21 protein-coding genes and 1 tRNA gene are annotated in these 19,527 nt (G+C 46.2%); 11 read left to right on the forward strand and 11 right to left on the reverse strand.

Annotation, left to right across the window (positions count from 1 at the left end; translation table 11 throughout):
* Window positions 1–6: 6 nt before the first annotated feature.
* Together IT233_11760 and mtaB are read right to left on the reverse strand one after the other, a co-directional pair.
* Window positions 7–1,179, reverse strand: a complete 1,173-nt coding sequence (locus IT233_11760) for a prolipoprotein diacylglyceryl transferase (GenBank protein MCC7303308.1) — start codon at window positions 1,177–1,179, stop codon at window positions 7–9.
* A complete protein-coding gene (mtaB, locus tag IT233_11765) occupies window positions 1,179–2,507 on the reverse strand; it encodes a tRNA (N(6)-L-threonylcarbamoyladenosine(37)-C(2))-methylthiotransferase MtaB (GenBank protein MCC7303309.1) in 1,329 nt (442 codons plus the stop codon). The genes IT233_11760 and mtaB overlap by 1 nt, the downstream gene beginning before the upstream one ends.
* Window positions 2,508–2,615: 108 nt before the next feature.
* Between mtaB and IT233_11770 the strand changes: the two genes are divergently transcribed.
* Window positions 2,616–4,247, forward strand: a complete 1,632-nt coding sequence (locus tag IT233_11770) for an ABC transporter substrate-binding protein (protein MCC7303310.1) — start codon at window positions 2,616–2,618, stop codon at window positions 4,245–4,247.
* On the opposite strand, the gene IT233_11775 is transcribed toward IT233_11770, so the two are convergent.
* The 4 genes from IT233_11775 to IT233_11790 form a co-directional block, all read right to left on the reverse strand.
* Complete coding sequence (locus IT233_11775; protein ID MCC7303311.1) at window positions 4,248–6,002, reverse strand: ABC transporter ATP-binding protein; 1,755 nt, start codon at window positions 6,000–6,002, stop codon at window positions 4,248–4,250.
* Entirely contained in the window at window positions 5,999–6,760 is a 762-nt protein-coding gene (gene truA, locus IT233_11780; protein ID MCC7303312.1) for a tRNA pseudouridine(38-40) synthase TruA, read from the reverse strand. Before truA ends, IT233_11775 begins: the two co-directional genes overlap by 4 nt.
* Before the next feature lie 105 nt (window positions 6,761–6,865).
* Complete coding sequence (locus tag IT233_11785; protein ID MCC7303313.1) at window positions 6,866–7,534, reverse strand: DUF5011 domain-containing protein; 669 nt, start codon at window positions 7,532–7,534, stop codon at window positions 6,866–6,868.
* Window positions 7,519–8,175, reverse strand: coding sequence for a DUF5011 domain-containing protein (locus IT233_11790; GenBank protein MCC7303314.1), 657 nt, complete (start codon window positions 8,173–8,175; stop codon window positions 7,519–7,521). The genes IT233_11785 and IT233_11790 overlap by 16 nt, the downstream gene beginning before the upstream one ends.
* A 54-nt stretch (window positions 8,176–8,229) precedes the next feature.
* On the opposite strand from IT233_11790, the gene IT233_11795 reads away from it, so the two are divergent.
* Window positions 8,230–8,523, forward strand: coding sequence for a hypothetical protein (locus IT233_11795; protein MCC7303315.1), 294 nt, complete (start codon window positions 8,230–8,232; stop codon window positions 8,521–8,523).
* Here the strand turns inward: IT233_11795 and IT233_11800 are convergent, their stop codons facing one another.
* Entirely contained in the window at window positions 8,524–8,667 is a 144-nt protein-coding gene (locus IT233_11800; protein ID MCC7303316.1) for a FeoB-associated Cys-rich membrane protein, read from the reverse strand.
* Window positions 8,668–8,695: 28 nt separating this feature from the next.
* On the opposite strand from IT233_11800, the gene IT233_11805 reads away from it, so the two are divergent.
* The gene (locus IT233_11805; GenBank protein MCC7303317.1) at window positions 8,696–10,693 is read left to right on the forward strand and encodes a dehydrogenase E1 component subunit alpha/beta; all 1,998 of its coding nucleotides are present in this window, start codon (window positions 8,696–8,698) and stop codon (window positions 10,691–10,693) included.
* Here the strand turns inward: IT233_11805 and IT233_11810 are convergent.
* Together IT233_11810 and IT233_11815 are read right to left on the reverse strand one after the other, a co-directional pair.
* Entirely contained in the window at window positions 10,687–11,328 is a 642-nt protein-coding gene (locus IT233_11810) for a phosphatase PAP2 family protein (protein MCC7303318.1), read from the reverse strand. The genes IT233_11805 and IT233_11810 overlap by 7 nt on opposite strands.
* A gap of 19 nt (window positions 11,329–11,347) precedes the next feature.
* A complete protein-coding gene (locus tag IT233_11815) occupies window positions 11,348–11,698 on the reverse strand; it encodes an SRPBCC domain-containing protein (GenBank protein MCC7303319.1) in 351 nt (116 codons plus the stop codon).
* A 283-nt stretch (window positions 11,699–11,981) separates the two neighbouring features.
* On the opposite strand from IT233_11815, the gene IT233_11820 reads away from it, so the two are divergent.
* The 5 genes from IT233_11820 (at window position 11,982) to IT233_11840 (ending at window position 14,059) form a co-directional block, all read left to right on the forward strand.
* Window positions 11,982–12,191, forward strand: a complete 210-nt coding sequence (locus IT233_11820) for a hypothetical protein (GenBank protein ID MCC7303320.1) — start codon at window positions 11,982–11,984, stop codon at window positions 12,189–12,191.
* 163 nt (window positions 12,192–12,354) lie between these two features.
* Window positions 12,355–12,428: transfer RNA gene (locus IT233_11825), tRNA-Met, on the forward strand.
* Window position 12,429: 1 nt separating this feature from the next.
* Entirely contained in the window at window positions 12,430–12,609 is a 180-nt protein-coding gene (locus tag IT233_11830) for a GIY-YIG nuclease family protein (GenBank protein MCC7303321.1), read from the forward strand.
* A 92-nt stretch (window positions 12,610–12,701) separates the two neighbouring features.
* Window positions 12,702–13,229 carry a hemerythrin domain-containing protein gene (locus tag IT233_11835; protein MCC7303322.1) on the forward strand — a complete coding sequence of 176 codons (528 nt, stop codon included), beginning with the start codon at window positions 12,702–12,704 and terminating at the stop codon, window positions 13,227–13,229.
* Window positions 13,229–14,059: a universal stress protein gene (locus tag IT233_11840; GenBank protein MCC7303323.1), complete on the forward strand. Its 831-nt coding sequence runs from the start codon at window positions 13,229–13,231 to the stop codon at window positions 14,057–14,059. The genes IT233_11835 and IT233_11840 overlap by 1 nt, the downstream gene beginning before the upstream one ends.
* Here IT233_11840 and IT233_11845 read toward each other — a convergent pair.
* Together IT233_11845 and IT233_11850 are read right to left on the reverse strand one after the other, a co-directional pair.
* Window positions 14,045–15,037 carry a cation transporter gene (locus IT233_11845; GenBank protein ID MCC7303324.1) on the reverse strand — a complete coding sequence of 331 codons (993 nt, stop codon included), beginning with the start codon at window positions 15,035–15,037 and terminating at the stop codon, window positions 14,045–14,047. The genes IT233_11840 and IT233_11845 overlap by 15 nt on opposite strands.
* A 14-nt stretch (window positions 15,038–15,051) precedes the next feature.
* Entirely contained in the window at window positions 15,052–15,951 is a 900-nt protein-coding gene (locus IT233_11850; protein MCC7303325.1) for a universal stress protein, read from the reverse strand.
* A 124-nt stretch (window positions 15,952–16,075) separates the two neighbouring features.
* On the opposite strand from IT233_11850, the gene IT233_11855 reads away from it, so the two are divergent.
* The 3 genes from IT233_11855 (at window position 16,076) to IT233_11865 (ending at window position 19,516) form a co-directional block, all read left to right on the forward strand.
* Complete coding sequence (locus IT233_11855) at window positions 16,076–17,053, forward strand: ATP-dependent 6-phosphofructokinase (protein MCC7303326.1); 978 nt, start codon at window positions 16,076–16,078, stop codon at window positions 17,051–17,053.
* A gap of 178 nt (window positions 17,054–17,231) precedes the next feature.
* Window positions 17,232–18,461, forward strand: coding sequence for a PAS domain S-box protein (locus tag IT233_11860; GenBank protein ID MCC7303327.1), 1,230 nt, complete (start codon window positions 17,232–17,234; stop codon window positions 18,459–18,461).
* The gene (locus tag IT233_11865; protein MCC7303328.1) at window positions 18,458–19,516 is read left to right on the forward strand and encodes a response regulator; all 1,059 of its coding nucleotides are present in this window, start codon (window positions 18,458–18,460) and stop codon (window positions 19,514–19,516) included. The genes IT233_11860 and IT233_11865 overlap by 4 nt, the downstream gene beginning before the upstream one ends.
* Window positions 19,517–19,527 lie beyond the last annotated feature (11 nt).

Consider the following 19,527-nt stretch of genomic DNA (forward strand, 5'->3'; position numbering starts at 1 on the left):
TAAAAGTCAGGTTTCTTTCGAAGACACGGCGGCTTTCTTTTTGGACCAGTAGATGCCAAAAATTCCAAGCAATATAAGCACCACCGCTATAATTTCTGCTTGTGTAACCTGTGTTCCCATTATAGAATATGTGATGTTGATCCGGATCTGTTCAATTGCGAAGCGTTCTGCGCCGTTAAGGATAAGATACACAGAAAACATCAAGCCGGGAATAAGAAGTCTTTTACGCAGGACCCAAAGCACTCCAAACAATGCCATGCACATGAGCACTTCATAGAGGGGCGTGGGAAAAACCGACTCCAGGAGGTAGGGCGTTTCATCCCAATTGCAGAAGGGTGATCCACAGTCGCCGTTAACATTATTAGGATAATTGTATGACCACAACCAGTCCGGTAATCCGCTCATCCATTCCGGCTTTGGCGCGGTGTTTACAATTCCCCAGTCCCCGTCTCCTGCAACATGGCAGCCAATTCTTCCAATAGCATAGGCGAGCATGAGGCCGGGGGCACAGGCATCCATCACATGCAGCAGGTTTAGTTTGTTTTTAAAGGCATACCACAGAACAGATAATCCTCCAACAATTAATCCGCCGTACATGGCCAGCCCTGCGAAGGAAAACAATACGCCAAGGGGATCCTGCACAAATTTTCCGGGATCTTCCAGTGCGTCAAATAATTTCGCTCCAAGAATGCCCCCGATGGCTGCCAGCAATGTCATGCTTCCGACATGTTCATGTGGCTGCATGAGTTCGTTCACTTCCTCTGGTTGCGGGTATTTTTTTTGCTCTTTTGTCCAGTCACGGTAACGCAGATAGCCAAACAGACCGGCGCCAATAATACCTCCCACCGGATTGCCACGTACCGACAGAATGAAGCCCTGAGTGTCGTTCAGAAAATCATCGTAATCTATTATAATAAGGAGAAGTTTATATCCCAAGATGAATCCTCCTGCAAGTGAAGGCAGGTAATCCTTCCAGGTGGGTGGAACACCTTTCCGAACTCTGCGGGAGGTGCTGGTAAGCAAGCCCAATTCCTGCTTTCGTTTTAATTCTTTGGCAAAAACCCAAGCAGAGACTAGGAACGCGACCGCCACAAAAAACCCGAAACTCTGTACCATTTTCAGAAATTCGATTTCTATACCGAAAAGATCCTTGAAAGCGTAATACAGGTTGGGATACATCAGTGAATGATTTCTGGTTCCGGAAGAGTTTCCGGCTGGATGAGTACATTGTGTGTTTTCCGAACGAGATCGGATCGGTATGGCATTACTACTTTAAGATAATTGTCCGTGTATCCGTGCATCATACCGTTGGGGTCGCCGGCTTCGAAAAGCACAGGGCGCGGGGTGTCTTCAAAGCGCTGACGGAATATCCTGCGTTTTTTATCCGATAGTATCTGTAATGTACGGTTTCTTTTTTTTCGCTCCCGCGGATCAACCGGGTGGCCGAGGTGAAGGGCTTCGGTGTTGTCGCGTTCTGAATAGGTGAATACATGCAGATACGAAACGTCGGATGTGCGCAGGAACTCATACGTTTCTATGAATTCTTTCTCTGTTTCTCCCGGAAAGCCAACGATCACATCCACACCAATGGCGCAATGAGGTATATGTTTGCGTATGAGATCCAGTCGGTCGCGATAAAGCGTGGAGCGGTATCTTCGTTTCATCAATCCAAGGATGTGGTCGCTTCCACTTTGAAGGGGAAGATGAAAATGTGGCGCAAATCGCCGGCTGCCGGCAACAAAACGAATGATTTCCTCTGTAAGTAAATTCGGCTCGATAGAGGATATCCTGAAACGATCAATTCCTTCCACTTCATCGAGCACACGGATGAGATCCAGAAAAGTCTCATTGCCGTTTCTGAAATCACCGATATTCACACCTGTAAGTACGATTTCCCGAACTCCTTTACTGGCTATGCTGGCAGCTTGTTCCCTGATGCCGGAGACGGAACCGCTACGGCTCTTTCCCCTTGCCATTGGGATTGTACAGTAGGTGCATGGATAGTCGCATCCATCCTGAATTTTTAGGAAACTGCGCGTACGGTCACCGGATGAAAACGACGGTACAAAATCCTGAAGTGCTGAAGTTTCACAGGAATGTACTTCAGTCTGCGTTCGTTTGGATATATCCGCGAGGTATGACACTATGTTGAATTTTTCGCCGGCTCCAAGTACTATGTCTACGCCCGGAATACGTGAAATGTCCTCCGGTTTGAGTTGGGCATAGCACCCCGTTACCACTATCAGCCCGGCCGGGTTCCGCTTTAGCGCGTCTCTTATTAATTTTCGGCATTCCCGGTCAGCATTTTCTGTTACGCTGCAGGTGTTGATGATATATATGCCGGCTGCCGATTCAAAATCCTTACGAATAAATCCCGCCTCACTGAGTTGCCTGGCAATAGCCGAAGTTTCTGAAAAATTCAGTTTACACCCCAGGGTATGATAGGCCACGGTTTTCACAGAAGGCAAAGATACGCAGAAGGTCCGGCATGTACTCAGGGTGCTCATGATCCCCCCCCGCGTATCGTATTCCAGGGGGGCTTTTGTTGAAAACACTGTTATTATCTCCTTTTGGGGCGGAGACGGACAGCGTGGCATACACCGTATTATTACACCATGAGAAAATGGCTCATTATTATCATCCCGGTCTTGCTTTGCACCTGTGGGGCTCCGGATAACGTCACCGATAAGATGATCTTCCGGTATAACGAGATGGCCGGTATCACGTCTCTTGACCCGGCGGCTGCAAATAATCTGGAGAATATCTGGGCCGTAAACCAGCTTTTTAACGGGCTGGTGCAGTTAGACGATTCCCTGCATGTGATTCCCTCCATTGCTTCTTCATGGACTGTTTCGGATGATGGAAAAGTGTATGTATTCAAACTGAGGCACGACGTATTCTTTCACGACAACGAATATTTTCCGGATGGAAAGGGCAGACAGGTTGTAGCAGATGATTTCCTGAAGTCATTCATCCGGCTGCATGAGCATCCCAGTGAACAATCTGCCAAATTCCTTTTCCATTTGATGGACCTGTCGGATCCATCACGTCCACACGGATGTGATTCTCCGGATACCGGCACATTCAGGATTTTTTTGAAAGATCCTTATCCGCCGCTTCTTGAGGTGCTCACCATGCAGTATTTCTCTGTAATACCTGTGGAAATCGCAGAGCGTTACGGGGAAGAGTGGAGGTATAACCCTGTTGGAACAGGCCCGTTCCGATTCCGTATTTGGGAGGAGGGATCGAAGCTCGTGATGGCAAAAAATGACAATTATTTTGAAACGGAGAACGGTGTTCGGCTACCCTTTCTTGATGCCGTTACAGTAACGTTTATCCGTGACCGCGAAGCCATGATGGGACAATTTATGGCAGGAAAGTTAGATATGGTTTCAGGAGCAGATGTGATTAACCGGGATATGGTATTGGATAACGAGGGCAATCTTCAAGCGCGTTATACTGATTCATTTCTGATCCAGAAATCTTCATTTATGAAAACCGACTACATGGGGTTTCTGGTGGATGGATCACTGGATCAGATGAAAAACAATCCACTGCTTGACAAGCGGATCCGGCAGGCGTTAAATTATACTGTGGATAAGGAAAAGATGATCAAATATCTGCGAAAGGGAATAGGCGTACCGGCCGTGGCAGGATTTATTCCTGTTGGAATGCCTTCCTATGCTCCGGCAGTAACAGGATACACCTATGATCCAGAGAAAGCTCGCCGGCTTCTCAAAGATGCGGGTTATCCCAACGGAAAGGGTTTGCCTCAGATTGTAATGAATATTACCCCTCCCTTTCAGCAGCTGAGTGAATTTATGGAAGTGCAAATGGAGGATGCCGGATTCGATATTCGGATTAATATTAATCAGACGGTAGTTCACCGGGATGAGGTGGAGAATTCCAAGCTGCCGTTCTTCAGGAAGACTTGGGTGGCGGACTATGCAGACGCAGAAAATTTTCTTTCCATTTTCTATTCAAAGAACTTCTCACCGGAAGGATCTAATTATTTTCATTTTAAAAACGAGCAGTTTGACCGATTGTATGATTCTGCACTGAAAGTGAACAACCGCGAGCAAAGATATGCCCTCTACCGCGAGATGGACCAGATCCTTATGGATGAGGCAGTGGTAATGCCATTGTATTATGATGAGGTGCTCCGGTTGGTTAACCGCAAGGTGGTAGGACTTCATCCCAACGCGATGAACCTTCTTCAGTTGAAGCGTGTGAAAAAATTGAAGTGATCAGCTGAATTGTAAATCAAATAGTTTGCGGTACGCACCGTTCTTCCGGAGAAGCTCCTGGTGAGAGCCTTCCTCTATAATCTCTCCACCGTCCATAACCAGAATACGGTCAGCTTTTTGAACAGTTGCCAGACGATGAGCTATCACAATGGACGTGCGGCCCTCAGTTATTTTCTGCGTTGCTCGCTGAATCATTAGCTCACTTTCTGTATCCACGCTGCTTGTGGCTTCATCCAGAATGAGAAGATGTGGTTTAAAAACATAGGCCCGGATGAATGCGATCAGCTGACGTTGCCCCGCGCTCAACACCGCCCCGCGCTCCATGACATTAAAATCGAGTCCGCCGGGTAACCTGGAAATGAATTCCCATGCACCGATAGCTTTGGCAGATTCTTCAATCACCGCATCAGGTATGTTCTGATACAGCGTAATATTATTCCGGATAGTATCGGAAAAGAGAAAAACATCCTGTAATACCACACCGACGGATCGCCGTAATTCCGGAAGATCATAGTCGCGGATATTTACCCCATCGAGCAGGATTTCACCATTATTGAATTCATAACTCCGGTTCAGAAGGTTTATTATTGAACTTTTTCCGGCACCTGTGGCCCCGACAATAGCCAGCGTTTCACCGGGGTTCGCCTTGAAGCTTATCCCTTTTATCACATAATGTTCCTTGTTGTAGGCGAACCATAGATTTTTCACTTCCAGAGCTCCTTTCCACTTTTCAGGAACATACTTTCCGTTATCCGATATAGATTCCCGGGTGTCCAGTACTTTAAAGACCCGTTCGGAGGCCACCATACCCATCTGTAGAGTATTGATGCGGTCTGCAAGCATCCGGATGGGGCGGAAAAACATCTGCACGATCATAAGAAAGAACACGATCTCTCCAACACCAACACGTCCACTGAATACATCAGCGCCCGAACGCCACACCAGCAAGCCAATTGATACGGAAGACAATACTTCCACTATTGGAAAAAAAACAGAGTAGTGCCATACTGATCGGATGTTAGCATCACGGTGCATTTTATTGATTTCACGGAATTTCTCCAGTTCCTTCTCTTCCCTATGAAAAACCTGTACGATTTTCATCCCTGTAATGTGCTCCTGTGTAAAAGCATTCAACCGGGCTATTTGAGTGCGAACATCCTGGAAGGCCGATTTTACAGCATTTTTAAACACCCAGGTTGCTATCAGCAGCAATGGCAATGTGGAAAGAGTAATGAGAGACAATCGCCAGTCAATGATAAACATTCCGGAAACATATACAGTAAGCGTAAGAATATCTCCTGCGATCACAATAAATCCTTGTGAAAAAATTTCTTCAATTGCTTCAATATCCGAAACCGTGCGTGTTACCAGCATCCCAATCGGCGTGTTATCGAAATATTTCGATTTTAATCCAGAAATATGATGAAAAAGCTGTACGCGAATATCACGGATAATGTGCTGCCCCAGCCAGGAAGTATAATAGGAATTGAGATAATGAAACAACGCTTCAGTAAGGAGTACCGACAGGAGAATAAAGAACATTCGCGTAAGCATTCCCGTGTCTGGATGATCCACGATGTACTCATTGATTGTGAACATAACCAGTACAGGTCTGGCGAAGGCGAGAAAGGATAATAAAAAAGTGAGTAGTATGCACAGAGCAAAAACCGCACGGTAGGGGCGTGCATAGGAAATCACTCTCCTGAACAATTTTAGATCAAATGCCTTTCCCGTTACACCGGAACTTTCACTCATTTGAAGGTGTCTTTTGGGTATTCCACTCGTGTAAGATAAAGTCCACAGGCTAATGCAGATTTTCCCGCTTTCTTACGGTCGCGTCCGCGGATAACAGCATCCCAATCGGTGAGACTGAGTTTGCCACGACCTACATCCATCATAGTTCCAGTAAGAGCTCTTACCATGTTGCGGAGAAACCGGTCAGCCGTAATTCGGAACACATAAAGATCTTGCGTTCTTACCCATTCAGCATGGTGGATTGTGCACACCGTTGTTTTTTGTCCGCCACCTGTACGACAAAATGCGGCAAAATCCTTATGATGTAACAATCGTTCTGCAGCCTTTTGCATTTTTTTCAGATCCGGTATGTCATGAATTTGCCAGGCTTTGTTGTTCAGGAATGGATCCTTGCGCAGAGAGATCAGGTACTCATAGGTTCGACGAGTAGCTGCAAAACGCGCACTGGCAAGCGGAAGGGCATCATAGATTCCAAGAATAACAATGTCTTCGGGTAAAAGGCGGTTGATCTTGAATAGCGTGCGTTCCCTGTCGTTTTGCAGATTATTTCCCTTCACTTGTAAGTCTGCGAAGAATTCCCGTGCATGCACTCCAGTGTCAGTTCTTCCGCAGCCATTTAAAAAACAAGTTTCCCTTAATATCGTTGTAAAAGCATGGTTTACAGTCGCCTGTACGGTTTCGGCTGTGTTCTTTTGGATTTGCCATCCATGGTAGGATGTGCCGTCAAATGCCAGCTTTACGAAATAGTTATGTGTCACAGGGTCAGGGGAGCAAAAGTAATACATCATTTGCAACCTTGATGGGGGGAGATCTAAAAAGGCTAACTCAGCGGAACCCTGGGCGGAGCCAGGCTATCTGAGTTCTTATTGCTTTGTGTACGTTGCCGTACCATTCAAAGTGTTCATACCCTCTACAATTTGATAGTTCATTCGGAACCGAATAGGATTTGTGCCTATAAGAGTACCCGGAACCGGGGTGCTGAACGTTCTTGACAGCGGAGGAGTGCCGCAGACCAGCGTTTGTGACGGCACATTAAACTGATCTCCGACGGTATAGTAATCAATATAAATGGCCGCATTTGCCAGATTTCCAAAGTGGTTCAGGATAATCCGGTCGTTAACGGTAGTTGAGACCAGAATCGTTTCAGGATAATCTGTAAGAGGTCCGCCCCAAACACTGTCGTGCACCAGGTAACTACCCCGGTAAGCATCCATAGTGTTCTTTACAGAAATACTCCTTTCCAAAGTAGATTTGTTCCCTGAAAAGTCACTGACCGAATAAGTAATAACATAGGAGCCGGCCTGATCGGGATCAACGCCACCGCTGACATCAATTTTCCGTGTGAGGTCCCCATCGCGGTCATCCTGTGCAGTGGCTCCTGGATCCGTATAGGAATCACCAATAATCAGTGAAACAGAGGTAGCACCGTTGAGCGTTATTACCGGGGGAGTTTTGTCATCTTTTCTGCAGGAGAGAAGTGACAAAGAAAGAATCAGAACAAGAAAGTAAGGTAATCTCAGCGTTGTAACCATGCTGTGCAGGTATCAGCACTCATTCCATCTGTCCAGCTATAACGGATGCGAAGACGTGTAGGTGGATTATTATTCAGAATCAACGTGGGCGGAGTGAATATATTGTCAATATAGCGCGTCAGATTCGTGTCAAGATATTGGCCCGCAGGAACTAAAATGCTGCTATCGCCCAATGTAGCCCATATCCACGAAGCATAATTCGAAAAATTGATGATGCGCACTAGTCTGTTGACAGTATCAGAAACAACCAGATTGGCCGCATAGGATACTGCGGAGGAGGAGAGCGTATCCCGGCAGTTTGGATAAGCACCTCCGAATATTTCTGCTTCATTAATTATAAATACATGGCGTATCCGCTGTGTGGTATTCCCAGATTCGTCCGTAACTGTGTAAATAATACTGTATTCACCTTTTCTGTTGGGATTTACGGAGTTAACAACAGACACATTACCCGTGAGGGCACCATCTTCGTCATCTTCGGCAATGTATCCGGGATCTATAAAAACCCCTGCACCTGCCGTTAAGGGCAGGTTCTGTGTAATGCTATCACCTCCAAGCAATTGCAGATCGGGAGCAGTTGTATCTGATTTCCTGCAGGCGAAAAGCAGAAGGAAAGGAAGTAATACTAGCCAAAGACGCATGGTCAAAGTTAATGAATTCGTGGCTTTCTTATCTTTGAGACATAGTCTGTCAGGATGAATCGATTTTTTCCATTGTTTGCGTTTCCGGTCATTGCGATGCTCACAGCCTGCGGACCCACGGAAGAGGAAGTTGCCGCCCGCAATAAAAAGATGCAGGACAGCCTTGACAGTATTGGAAAGATTGATGAGCAACGGATGATAGAGGAGATGATGGCGCAGCAGGACTCCCTTGATAAATTGATTGCTGATTCCCTTGAGAAGTGGCGGGCCGATAGTACCCGGATTCAGGATTCACTGCAGAGAAAAAGAACCAAAAAGACTATTCCGAAAGACGGGCCGAAAAAGTAATTACTTCTGTTCTTTGGTGATTTGGCTTTCACAACCGCATCCCCTGCCGCAAGCCGCTTGTTTTCGTTTGAAAAGGTAGCGTAGTGCCAGATAAATCACCGATGCGGAAACCAGAGCAATTACAAGAAAAGAGGAAGTGTTCATAGCCTCAAAGTTAGTACTTTTGCCCGGTATGATCACGGCAAATGACCCGGTCGTTTTTCAATCTAAAGGACTTCCTGACAGTGAGTTGTTGCGACTCTACCGGGAACTTCTCAAGCCCAGGCTCATTGAGGAGAAAATGTTGATTTTGCTACGGCAAGGGAGAATTTCAAAATGGTTTTCAGGGATCGGTCAGGAGGCCGGATCAGTTGGCGCCACGCTCGCGTTGCATCCGGACGAGTATATTCTGCCAATGCATAGAAATCTTGGAGTATTCACAGCCAGGGGGCTCCCAATGTGGAAGTTGTTCGCGCAGTTTCAGGGCAAAAAAGAAGGTTATTCCAAAGGACGTGAACGATCTTTTCATTTTGGCACGAATGAACACCATATCGTGGGTATGATTTCTCATTTGGGCCCGCAGATGGGAATAGCTGATGGGATCGCATTGGCCACCCGATTGAAGAAGGAGAATAAGGCAACGTTGGTTTACACAGGTGACGGTGGAGCAAGTGAGGGAGATTTTCATGAATCTCTGAATACAGCCGCGGTATGGGACCTGCCGGTTATCTTCTTGGTGGAAAATAACGGATGGGGTTTGTCTACGCCATCTTCTGAACAGTTCCGGTGTGCTCAGTTTATCGACAAAGCCCTTGGATACGGTATAGAAGCTGTTCAGGTAGACGGGAATAATATCCTGTCGGTATATAGAGAGGTGAAAAGAATTGCAGAGCAAATCAGGAAGAATCCCCGCCCGGTGCTGCTCGAACTTATCACCTTCCGGATGCGCGGGCACGAAGAAGCCAGTGGCACCAAATACGTGGATCCTAAATTATTCGAAGTTTGGGGAAAGAAGGATCCTGTAACTACCTACGAGAGCTATTTGATGGACGCGGGAATTCTAAACGCAGTAGAGCGTGATGCTTTTCGTAAAACAATTACCGAAGAAATTGCATCTGAAGTAGAAAAGTGTTTCGCCCTTCCCGAAGTCATGCCGGACACAGAGGAGGAAATCCGGGATGTTTTCTGTCCTTTCGTTCCTTCCGGCGGAGAAATTCCTTCCGGTGGAAAAGAGATGCGGTTGATCGATGCGGTATCCGATGGATTATCCCTCGCTATGGAGGCGCATTCGGGATTAGTGTTGATGGGACAAGATATTGCGGAGTATGGCGGTGTGTTTAAGATTACCGATGGTTTTGTAAAAAAGTTCGGCAAGGAACGAGTGAGAAATACTCCGTTGTGCGAGAGTGCAATTGTTGGAGCGGCGTATGGCTTATCTGTTAAAGGTATGAAAGCCATGGTAGAAATGCAGTTTGCGGATTTTGTATCAGAAGCAATGACGCAAATTTGCAATAATCTTGCAAAATCTTATTTCCGTTGGGGTCAGGCGGCAGACGTGGTGATCCGCATGCCCACAGGTGCAGGGGTAGGTGCAGGACCTTTTCATTCACAAAGCAATGAAGCGTGGTTCTTTCATACTGCCGGGTTGAAGATCGCATACCCGGCCTTCCCGGAAGATGCTAAAGGTTTGCTACTCTCTGCTTTTGAAGACCCTAATCCGGTGCTCTTTTTTGAGCACAAAGCATTATACCGGTCTGTTACATCACTTGTTCCGGAGGGTTATTATACCCTGCCCTTCGGTAAGGCACGGGTGGTTAAATCAGGGGAGCATTGTTCCGTGATAACCTATGGACTCGGCGTGCACTGGGCCCTTCAGGTTCTGGATCAATATCCTAACCTGAGTGTCGATCTTATTGACTTACGAACATTATCGCCACTGGATACGGAAACCATCTATTCTTCCGTAAAAAAGACAGGTAGGGTGTTAATTTTGCATGAGGATAATCTAACGGGAGGGATAGGTGCCGAATTATCAGCGTTAATCACCGAGCATTGCTTTGAGTCGCTAGATGCACCTGTCATTCGATGTTGTTCACTGGATACCCCCGTACCATTCGCGATCCCACTGGAGAAGAACTACCTTGCCCTTTCCCGTCTCAAACAGGATATTGACCGATTGCTTGCTTATTGATTCCTGAAAAGTGCGCCGTCCAGGCGTTTACCTCCAAATTTAGCTGTCAACAGAACAGAAATGCATGCTACAAAAGTTCCTATGGCAGCACCGGCATAGATATCATTGAAGAAATGCTGTGATAAATAGATTCGGGTGCTTCCAATAAGGAGAGCTCCAGTGAACCAACTCAATTGCCAAAGCACACTTCTTTTCATGCCGGCAAAGATCAGGCAGGTAGCAAAGGCAATGGTTGTGTGACCGGACGGAAAGGAGTAGTGGGCATGGATTTCTACACCTGGTACCAGGTGTAGATTTGTAATGCCCTGAAAGAATTCGGAGGGACGGTCGTGGTCGTCAAAAACAAATGTCTTCAGTACCTGAGTAATGCCGGATGCAATCAGATTCGCTGCTCCAAGCATCAAAGCTGTTCGGTATTGAAAAAAGAGCGAAAGTACCGTCACTCCTGTAATAAACCAGCCGTCTCCCAACCAGGTAAGGAAGGGAACAATCTTGTCCCCGGCCGGCGTATGAAATGACGTAAGAAAAAGATGCAGATCAGCTTTGCTGAAGGTCATCTGTATCCACGCACCTGCTGCCATAAAGATCAGGAATGGCAGGATGAATCCCCGGTAATTTTTCAGAAAGAGTTGCACGATATTCTGATAAAAAGGGTCAGGAACCCAATACGTGTTTCAGATTCGAAATCTGCTTGTCCCACAGAAGTCGGGCGGAGGGTAAATCTCCCCCTTCCTCCAGAAAGTCGGTTACGAAGAGAGAAACTTCATTCGTGAGTTCGTCTGTCTGAAGTCTGAATTCGAAATACTTTCCGTCACTTCGTCCCTCCCACTGAAAGCGCACCAAGCGGTCATCTTTATAATTCACCAACTTAGCCATGTTGGGAATCCCGTCCCAAAAAAACACAAAGGCCCCCTCCTTTACATTTACATCGTCGGCAAACCATTCACTCAGGCCGCTCGGCGTCGAGATCATCTCAAATATAATGGCAATGGGGGAGTGAATAATGTATTCAAAGGTGTATTTCCCGGCAGGTTCCGGTTTTTTTCTGTCGCTCTCCGACTTAACGATTGTAATCACCTTTTTCAGAGGCGGCGGCGGCGGTGGCGGTGGTAATAATGGTTTTTTGGAACTGTTGCCTCTTTTGCTTCGTGAGGGCACGGCCAGTATCGCTTGAGGCGGGGGGGGCGGCAGAACGGCTGTTGATTTTGCTACCGGTTTTACCATCACCTTTTTTGTAGCTACGGTAGTAGTTTTCAGGGGCTTTGAATCTGGTTTTAATTTCGAGACAATGGTTGCTTTTTGCACTGGTTTGGCAGGCTTTTTTGCCGGTTTTGCGGACTTTTTTGCAACCTTCTTTAAACCTTTCTTTTTCAACATACCGGGTCGGGAAGTAGACTTGGATACAACCTTCTTCGTCTTCTTACCTGAAGCAGCAGACCGTGCCCTGGCAGGGGATTTTTTAGCGGTCTTTTTCTTCTGTTTTCCCATTCGTAATTGATTGGCAGGCAATATATAAAAAAATATATAACTCAAACTTAGGGGTTCATATTTTTTTAAAAAAGGTATATTTGCGCCCTGATTTAAAGAGGGGTAGCTCAGTTGGTAAGAGCGCAGGATTCAAATCCGCCGCGGCGGACGAGGGTTCAGCTCTATGAATATAAGGCGAGGTAGCTCAGTTGGTAAGAGCGCAGGATTCATAACCCTGAGGTCGAGGGTTCAATTCCCTCCCTCGCTACATCGAATACGTAGTATATGTATTATACTCGGTATCCCGTCAAATTACTTATACGGGATTGACGCAGGATCTGCGATCACGCTACCTTTCACATCAGATCAAGGGAACGAAGGGCTGGACACTGCGTTATCGTCCCTGGGTTGTTGTGCACGTTGAGTTTTTTGCAAGCAGAGGGTGGTAAAAATATCGCTTGGAACTAGTTTCCGATGGATGTCAGGATTACTTCTGACAGGAGTCATTTTTACAGGTCGTCGGCAAGAGTAATATTGTTGCATGAATTTAAGATCCGGTTCTGGTGATTTGGTGAGTTCCTCCGAACTGATGCGGATGGTGGAGGGGGATCACATGCGTTCAACTTACAGTTTGTTTGAAAACATTAAAGTATTGCTTGAAGCAGCATTGAGTATTGATGCAGAGGTGAATCCCGGTTTGCCGGCGGTATATTCAGAATTCGTAGAGTTGAAGGAAATGTTCCGGGATCATCAGGAGCGGGAAACACGCATGTTGTTTCCAGTGTTCAACTCAAACGAGTGGGCAAAGGTTTCCGGCAGCGTTACACGTAAGGAATTGTTGCATCAGATTGAGCGTCTCAAAAGAGATCATCGGCAAATCCGGAACGGACTTGCAGTGATCAAGAAGACTGCTTCCGAATTTCAGCCTGACCCCCGTTCCAGTCCTTCTCTGAAATTGTGTTATGCGCAGTTTTTTCAACTGGAACAGGAGATAAACACACATTTTTTTCTCGAGGAAGAGGCACTCTTTCCGAAAATGGCAGATGCTCTGAAAAAAACCAATAAGTGATGAAAACCATACTGGCAGCAACCAATTTTTCACCTTCCGCGCGAAATGCCGCCAGCTTCGCTGCAAATTTGTGTAAAGAGGTGGGGGCACGACTGGTGCTTTTTCATACGTATCATGTGCAGGTACCGGTGAGCGAAGGCGGTGTGGTTACATGGACATTGCAGGACACGGAAGACGATATTAAGCGATTACTGGAGAAGGAGTCAGAAAAACTGTCGGGTGAGTTTGGCATTAAAGTGGAATACCGTTTTGCGCCGGGCTTCGCAAATGAGGAGATAGACTCGATGCAGAAAGAATTAAAGGCAGATATGGTGGTGATGGGTATAGTTCATGGGAGTCCGCTCTCTGACTATCTGATTGGGAGTACCACCGTTTCCTTTATTCGCCATTCACATGCCCCCGTGCTGGTGATTCCTGACAAGGTGGTCTATAATCGTCCCAGGCGTATCTTGTTCGCATGTGATTACGACAGCAGGACAAGCCCTCAGGTTCTTGAGCCGCTTAAAGAGCTGGCAGCTATTTTCAATTCCAAGGTATTTGTGTTAAATGTTGTGAAGCCTGATTCGGAGTTTAATGTAAATCAGTCGGTTGCCGGTATACATTTGGATGCCTACCTGGAAGCAGTTAATCATATTTATTACTTTCCTGAGGAAGAAAGTGTGCCGGAGGGGATACATCATTTCACTGCCACGCATGATATTGGGTGGGTGGCGGTAGTGCCTCACCAACACAAATGGTATGAGAGACTCCTGAATCTTCCTAACACGAAGAAAGTGTTGTTTCATGCGGACCGACCGGTTCTTGTACTTCCGGATTCACTCAGGAAGTGAGGCAGAACCTGAATGTTTTTGATTACCTGTGACATTATCGAGCGACCAATCGGTTCGTTTTATAAACAGGTGTTTCCGGAAAGAGCAATCATGTTTAAGGCAGATTCCGCAAGAAGCTGGCGGCTCGCAGGGGTCTGTATGTATAAACGCTTCCAACGCCTCGGGATATTTGCTTTCCATTATCTCCTCAAACGCTTTTACCTCTTCATGCGATTCGTGCAAAGTCATGAAATAGGGTAGAGTCAGATGCGCATCGATGTGATATCGGTTGCCAAATTTCTGGATACGCAGCTTATGAACGTCGACCCAGTTTTCTCTGCGGTGATTGTTAGCGTGGCTGATTACATTTTTAAGAACATCAAAGTCGGCCTCATCCATCAGACCTGAAACGGACCGGCGTGCGAGATGGTAACCGCTGTAGATTATTACCCCTCCAAAAATGATCGAAAGAACATTGTCGATCCAGAACAATTGTGTAAAGAGAATGATTATAAGACCCAGAAGAAGTCCGATGCTTGTAGCCGCATCACTCAGGAGGTGCTTCCCATCGGCCTCAATGGCAATTCTGCCTTCCCTTTTTCCCCTCCTCAGAAGGTAAAGCCCCATTCCTCCATTCACAAGCAAAGACACTGCGGTTAACCAGGCGCCCAGGTCAAGCGCTTTGAGTTCCGGCGGGGAAAAGAATCCCTGAACACCGCGATACACACTAACAAGCCCTGCGATAAATATAAACGAGCCCTCCAATCCGGAGCTGAAAAATTCCATTTTTCCGTGACCATAGGGGTGGTTGCGATCCATCGGCTTGGACGCATGGTGAATAGTATAGGCTGCGAATGTGCCCGCAACGACATTAACAATAGATTCCATTGCATCAGCAAGGATAGCGTTGGATCCAGTAATTACCCATGCGTATACCTTAACGGCAAGGAGAATGACGCCGGCTGCAACAACCAATACCATTAAGGTAAGAGAACGCATCAGCTCAGTGAAATTCAGGCATAGCTTCCAACCTCAGTCCAGTTCATCCGTTCAGGATGAACCTCCGGCTTAAAACAGATAACCGGTGCATGGGCATGGTTAATCACCTGATGTGCATAAGGCCCCAGCAAAAGCCCGGAAAACTCAGTTTCCTGATCTGACATAATCACAATCAAATCTCCCTTGATCTTTCTGGTAAACTGAAGTGTGCTGAAACTTCTGTTCTTTTCTGCAATAATTACTTCGGAATGTGAATTTACATCCTCTTTCTCACAAATCGATACAATCTGCTTCAGGATGACCTCCATTTTTTTCTTCTCGGCTTTCTCACCTGGCCCCAACAAGCCAAGTGCATATACCGTTGCACCGTATTTTCCTGCCAGTTTTACCGCAGCATTCACCTTCTGCCGACTATGTTCGGAAAGATCGATTGGAATAACCACGCGCGAATACATATGCTCCGTCCGTTCCCGAACAGTCATTACCGGACAGGATGAAAGCTGCAGCACCGTAAGTGCATTACTGCCTAGTATAAATTCCTCCAAAGGGGAGTAACCATGAGTTCCCATCACTATCAGGTCAACACTGTTGTCTTCTGATACGCGAACAATTTCCCGAGGGATACTTCCGGTTGAAACATCTGCCTCTGCTTTTACCCCCGACTCTTTGCGGATCTTTTTACACAGCTCTGCCAGTTTCTTTTCCGTTGTTTTTCCGACCTGACCATTGAGTTTTTTCATTTCAGGTGTACTGGCCAACACGCCTGAATGATCCGTCAGATCTTTCATAACATGAAGAAGAACTATCTCGGATTTGTAGCGTTTGGCGAGAAATACCGCATGATTCACAGCGTTCAGCGAAACAGGCGAAAAGTCTACTGGGATCAGAATTTTGCCAGGATTGAATTTGATCATAGGTCTTGAGAGTGGATAAGTAAAGTTATATGTGAATAAAAGGCCGGGTCATGAAATCAGTCATGCTAAGATAGTGACTTAAGTCATATTGGGAGTATTTCATTCCGGGCACTATCTTCGCAGAATGAGAAATGTAGCGATAGTAACCACCGGAGGTGATGCTCCTGGAATCAATGCAGCACTTAGAGCGGTAGTTATTCCTTTGATCCGGAGAAAAGTAAAGGTCTGGGGAATTCTGGAAGGTTATGAAGGGCTTATACATGGCCTTTTCATACACATAGAATCTGGAATGTTCTCCGGTCTGTTACCTGTTGGGGGTACAGTACTACGTTCCTCCCGTTCAGCTGCATTCCGAACAAGGCAAGGCCGGAAAAAGGCTTTTGAACAGCTAGCAAAAAGAGACATTGATACCTTAGTGGTTGTTGGGGGAAATGGTTCGTTGTTTGGAGCATGTGTGTTTGCCGGAGAGTTCCCTATAAAGGTGATTGGGATTCCTAAGACCATTGACAATGATGTGGCAGGTACAGATTATAGTATCGGCTTTGACACCGCCCTTAATAATGCGGTAGAAGCGATTGATAAGATCAGGGAATCCGCTACTTCTCATAATCGAGTTTTTTTTGTAGAAGTGATGGGTAGAGATGCCGGTCATATAGCCCTTTTATCGGGTATCGTTACCGGGTCTGAGGTGATTTGCATTCCGGAAACCCGATCCAAAATGGACATGCTTGAGAAAAGTGTGAGGGCGCATCTCGGAAAGAATAAATCACCAATGATCGTAGTAGTAGCGGAGGGAGATGATGCCGGGCATGCAATGGATATTGCACGGCGAATGAAAAAACGAATCCGCAGGTTTAATCCCGGAGTTTCGGTCCTTGGCTATATTCAGCGAGGAGGTGTACCTACCGTTTTCGACAGGTACCTCGGAACCGCAATGGGAAGCAAAGCGGCCGATTGTGTTCTGAAGAGGAAAAGTGGATTGCTGGTAACATATAACAAAGCACGGATAGGAGTGGCTCCTTTGAAAGGTGTTAAAAAGGGGAAGCGCCCTATCGACCGGGAGCTGCTAAAACTGGCCCACAGACTTGGGCAGGTGGTTTAGACAAGGCTCTGTTAGGGTCTTTTTTCGTGGAATTGGTCAAAATTCCGACCGGAATTGCGATTTGTGCGACAGCTATCACTGCAGAAGCTGATTTTTATCATAATTTCGACCTGACCCTGCGGAGACCTTTGAACCAGTGATTACCGGTTCGAAAAACGTGCTTCTTCAGGTTAAGAAGATGAAAAAGGACAAAGAGCTGCTGGATGCTCTGTTTGAAAATGCCACGGAAGGCATTATTGTAACAGACCGGGATGGCAAAATTGTATTGGCTAATCCGAAAGCTATCGTCATGTTCGGTGATTCAGATCTTACAGGAAAGACAGTGGAGGAGATGATTCCTTTGAAGCATCGAAAAGCGCACCTCGGCCACCGCGAAGGATATGTGAAGGATCCTCATTCACGGGTGATGGGAAAAGGTATGGATCTGATGGCGGTGGATAAAAATGGCAAAGAGTTTCCGGTGGAAATTTCATTAAGTCATTTTAAGACTTCTGATGGAGAGTACATCATGAGCTTTATAATAGATATCAGTGACCGTAAGCGGAGTGAACGGGATCTGGTGGTGGCGCTGGAGCAATTACGTACAACATCCGATGCATTGGCTCAATTGAACAGAAAACTTGAAAGTAAGGTGCATGAGCGAACGGAAGAGCTTGCGCACGCTATTCGTAATTTGGCAGAATCTAAAAGAGAAGTTTTAAAGGCTCTCGAACGTGAGAAACAGCTGAATGAACTTAAATCACGCTTTGTAACCATGGCTTCCCACGAGTTCAGAACTCCACTGGGAACAATTTTATCTTCCGTTTCCCTGATCGCGCGGTATGAGAAAGTGGAAGATAGTGAAAAGCGAAGCAAGCATGTTCTACGTATTAAATCCGCCGTTCAGAACCTCACTGAGATTCTGAATGACTTTCTGTCGCTGGACAAACTGGAAGAAGGAGCAGTAAGGGCTACATTGTCAAACTTTGATCTGAAGAGTTTTCTGGAGGAAGTCATTGACGAGATCCGGATCATTGCAAAAAAAGGGCAAACCATCAGGGCGGAATTTCATCAGACGGATTGTGTGATCCGTTCAGACCGACAGATATTAAAGAATGTAATGAATAACCTGGTCTCCAATGCCATAAAATACTCACCTGAAGATACAGAGGTGCTGATCAAGACTTCACCCGACCACGGAAAATGTGTGTACATTTCGGTAACCGATAAGGGAATTGGTATACCCGAAGAGGATCAGCCGTATGTGTTTGACCGGTTCTTTCGTGCCGGGAACTCTACAAATATTCAGGGAACCGGTTTAGGTCTTAATATCGTAAAGAAATACACGGAAGTACTGGGAGGAGACGTATCCTTCAATTCACGCGCAGGAGAAGGTACAACGTTTACACTTAACATTCCAATAACATGAAAAAAATTCTACTGATTGAAGACAACCCTGAAATGAGGGAGAACACATGTGAGATTCTTGAACTCGCAGGATACAAGGTAACAACAGCGGTCAATGGGAAAATTGGGGTTGAAGCTGCTCTCCGTGATAATCCAGACTTGATCATTTGTGATATCATGATGCCGGAGTTGGACGGATATGGCGTGTTACACATGTTGGGCACCAATCCGGCCACGGCATCCATCCCCTTCATTTTTCTCACCGCAAAGGCGGAAAAGTCTGATTACCGGAAAGGAATGTCCATGGGAGCAGACGACTACCTTACGAAACCATTCGATGATATGGAACTGCTTACCGCAGTGGAGATACGACTGAAAAAAAGCGAAAAATTAAAGGGAGAGTTTTCCCGGGATGCTCAGGGCCTGGATCAGTTTCTGGAGGATGCCGTGTCACTGGAAGTAATCGTGGAAAAGTCAGAAAAACGTAGAAGCAGAAAGATTAAAAAGAAAGAAAATATTTATCACGAAGGCACTTATCCGAATGGAATTTTCTTTCTCTCCGAAGGAAAGGTGAAAACTTTCCGGATCAATGCAGACGGGAAGGAGTTTATTACTGGTCTTTTCCAGCCTGGAGATTTTTTCGGATACAATGCGCTACTGGAGGGCCTTTCGTATCAGGATTCTGCGACTGCCCTGGAAGAAGTGGAGTTGGTTTTTATTCCAAAAGAGGATTTTTCTTCTCTTCTCAGTTCAAGCAGGGAGCTGGCCGTGAAATTTATCAGGATGCTTTCCAATAATATCCGTGAAATGGAGGAGCGTTTGCTGAAGCTGGCTTATAATTCGGTTCGTAAGAGAGTGGCTGAAGCGCTGGTGATGCTGCACGATAAATACAAGTCGGAAGGCCCGGATCCCTTTAAGATAACTATTTCCCGGGATGATTTGGCCAATATTGTAGGTACAGCTTCTGAAACTGTGATCCGCACACTTTCGGATTTTAAAGAAGAGCAGCTTATCGCCATCAAAGGTGGTACAATTACAGTACTTAATTATGATAAGCTCAAGAACATGAAAAACTGATCCTGGCTGAA

Source organism: Bacteroidia bacterium, assembly GCA_020852255.1.
GTDB lineage: Bacteria > Bacteroidota > Bacteroidia > JADZBD01 > JADZBD01 > JADZBD01.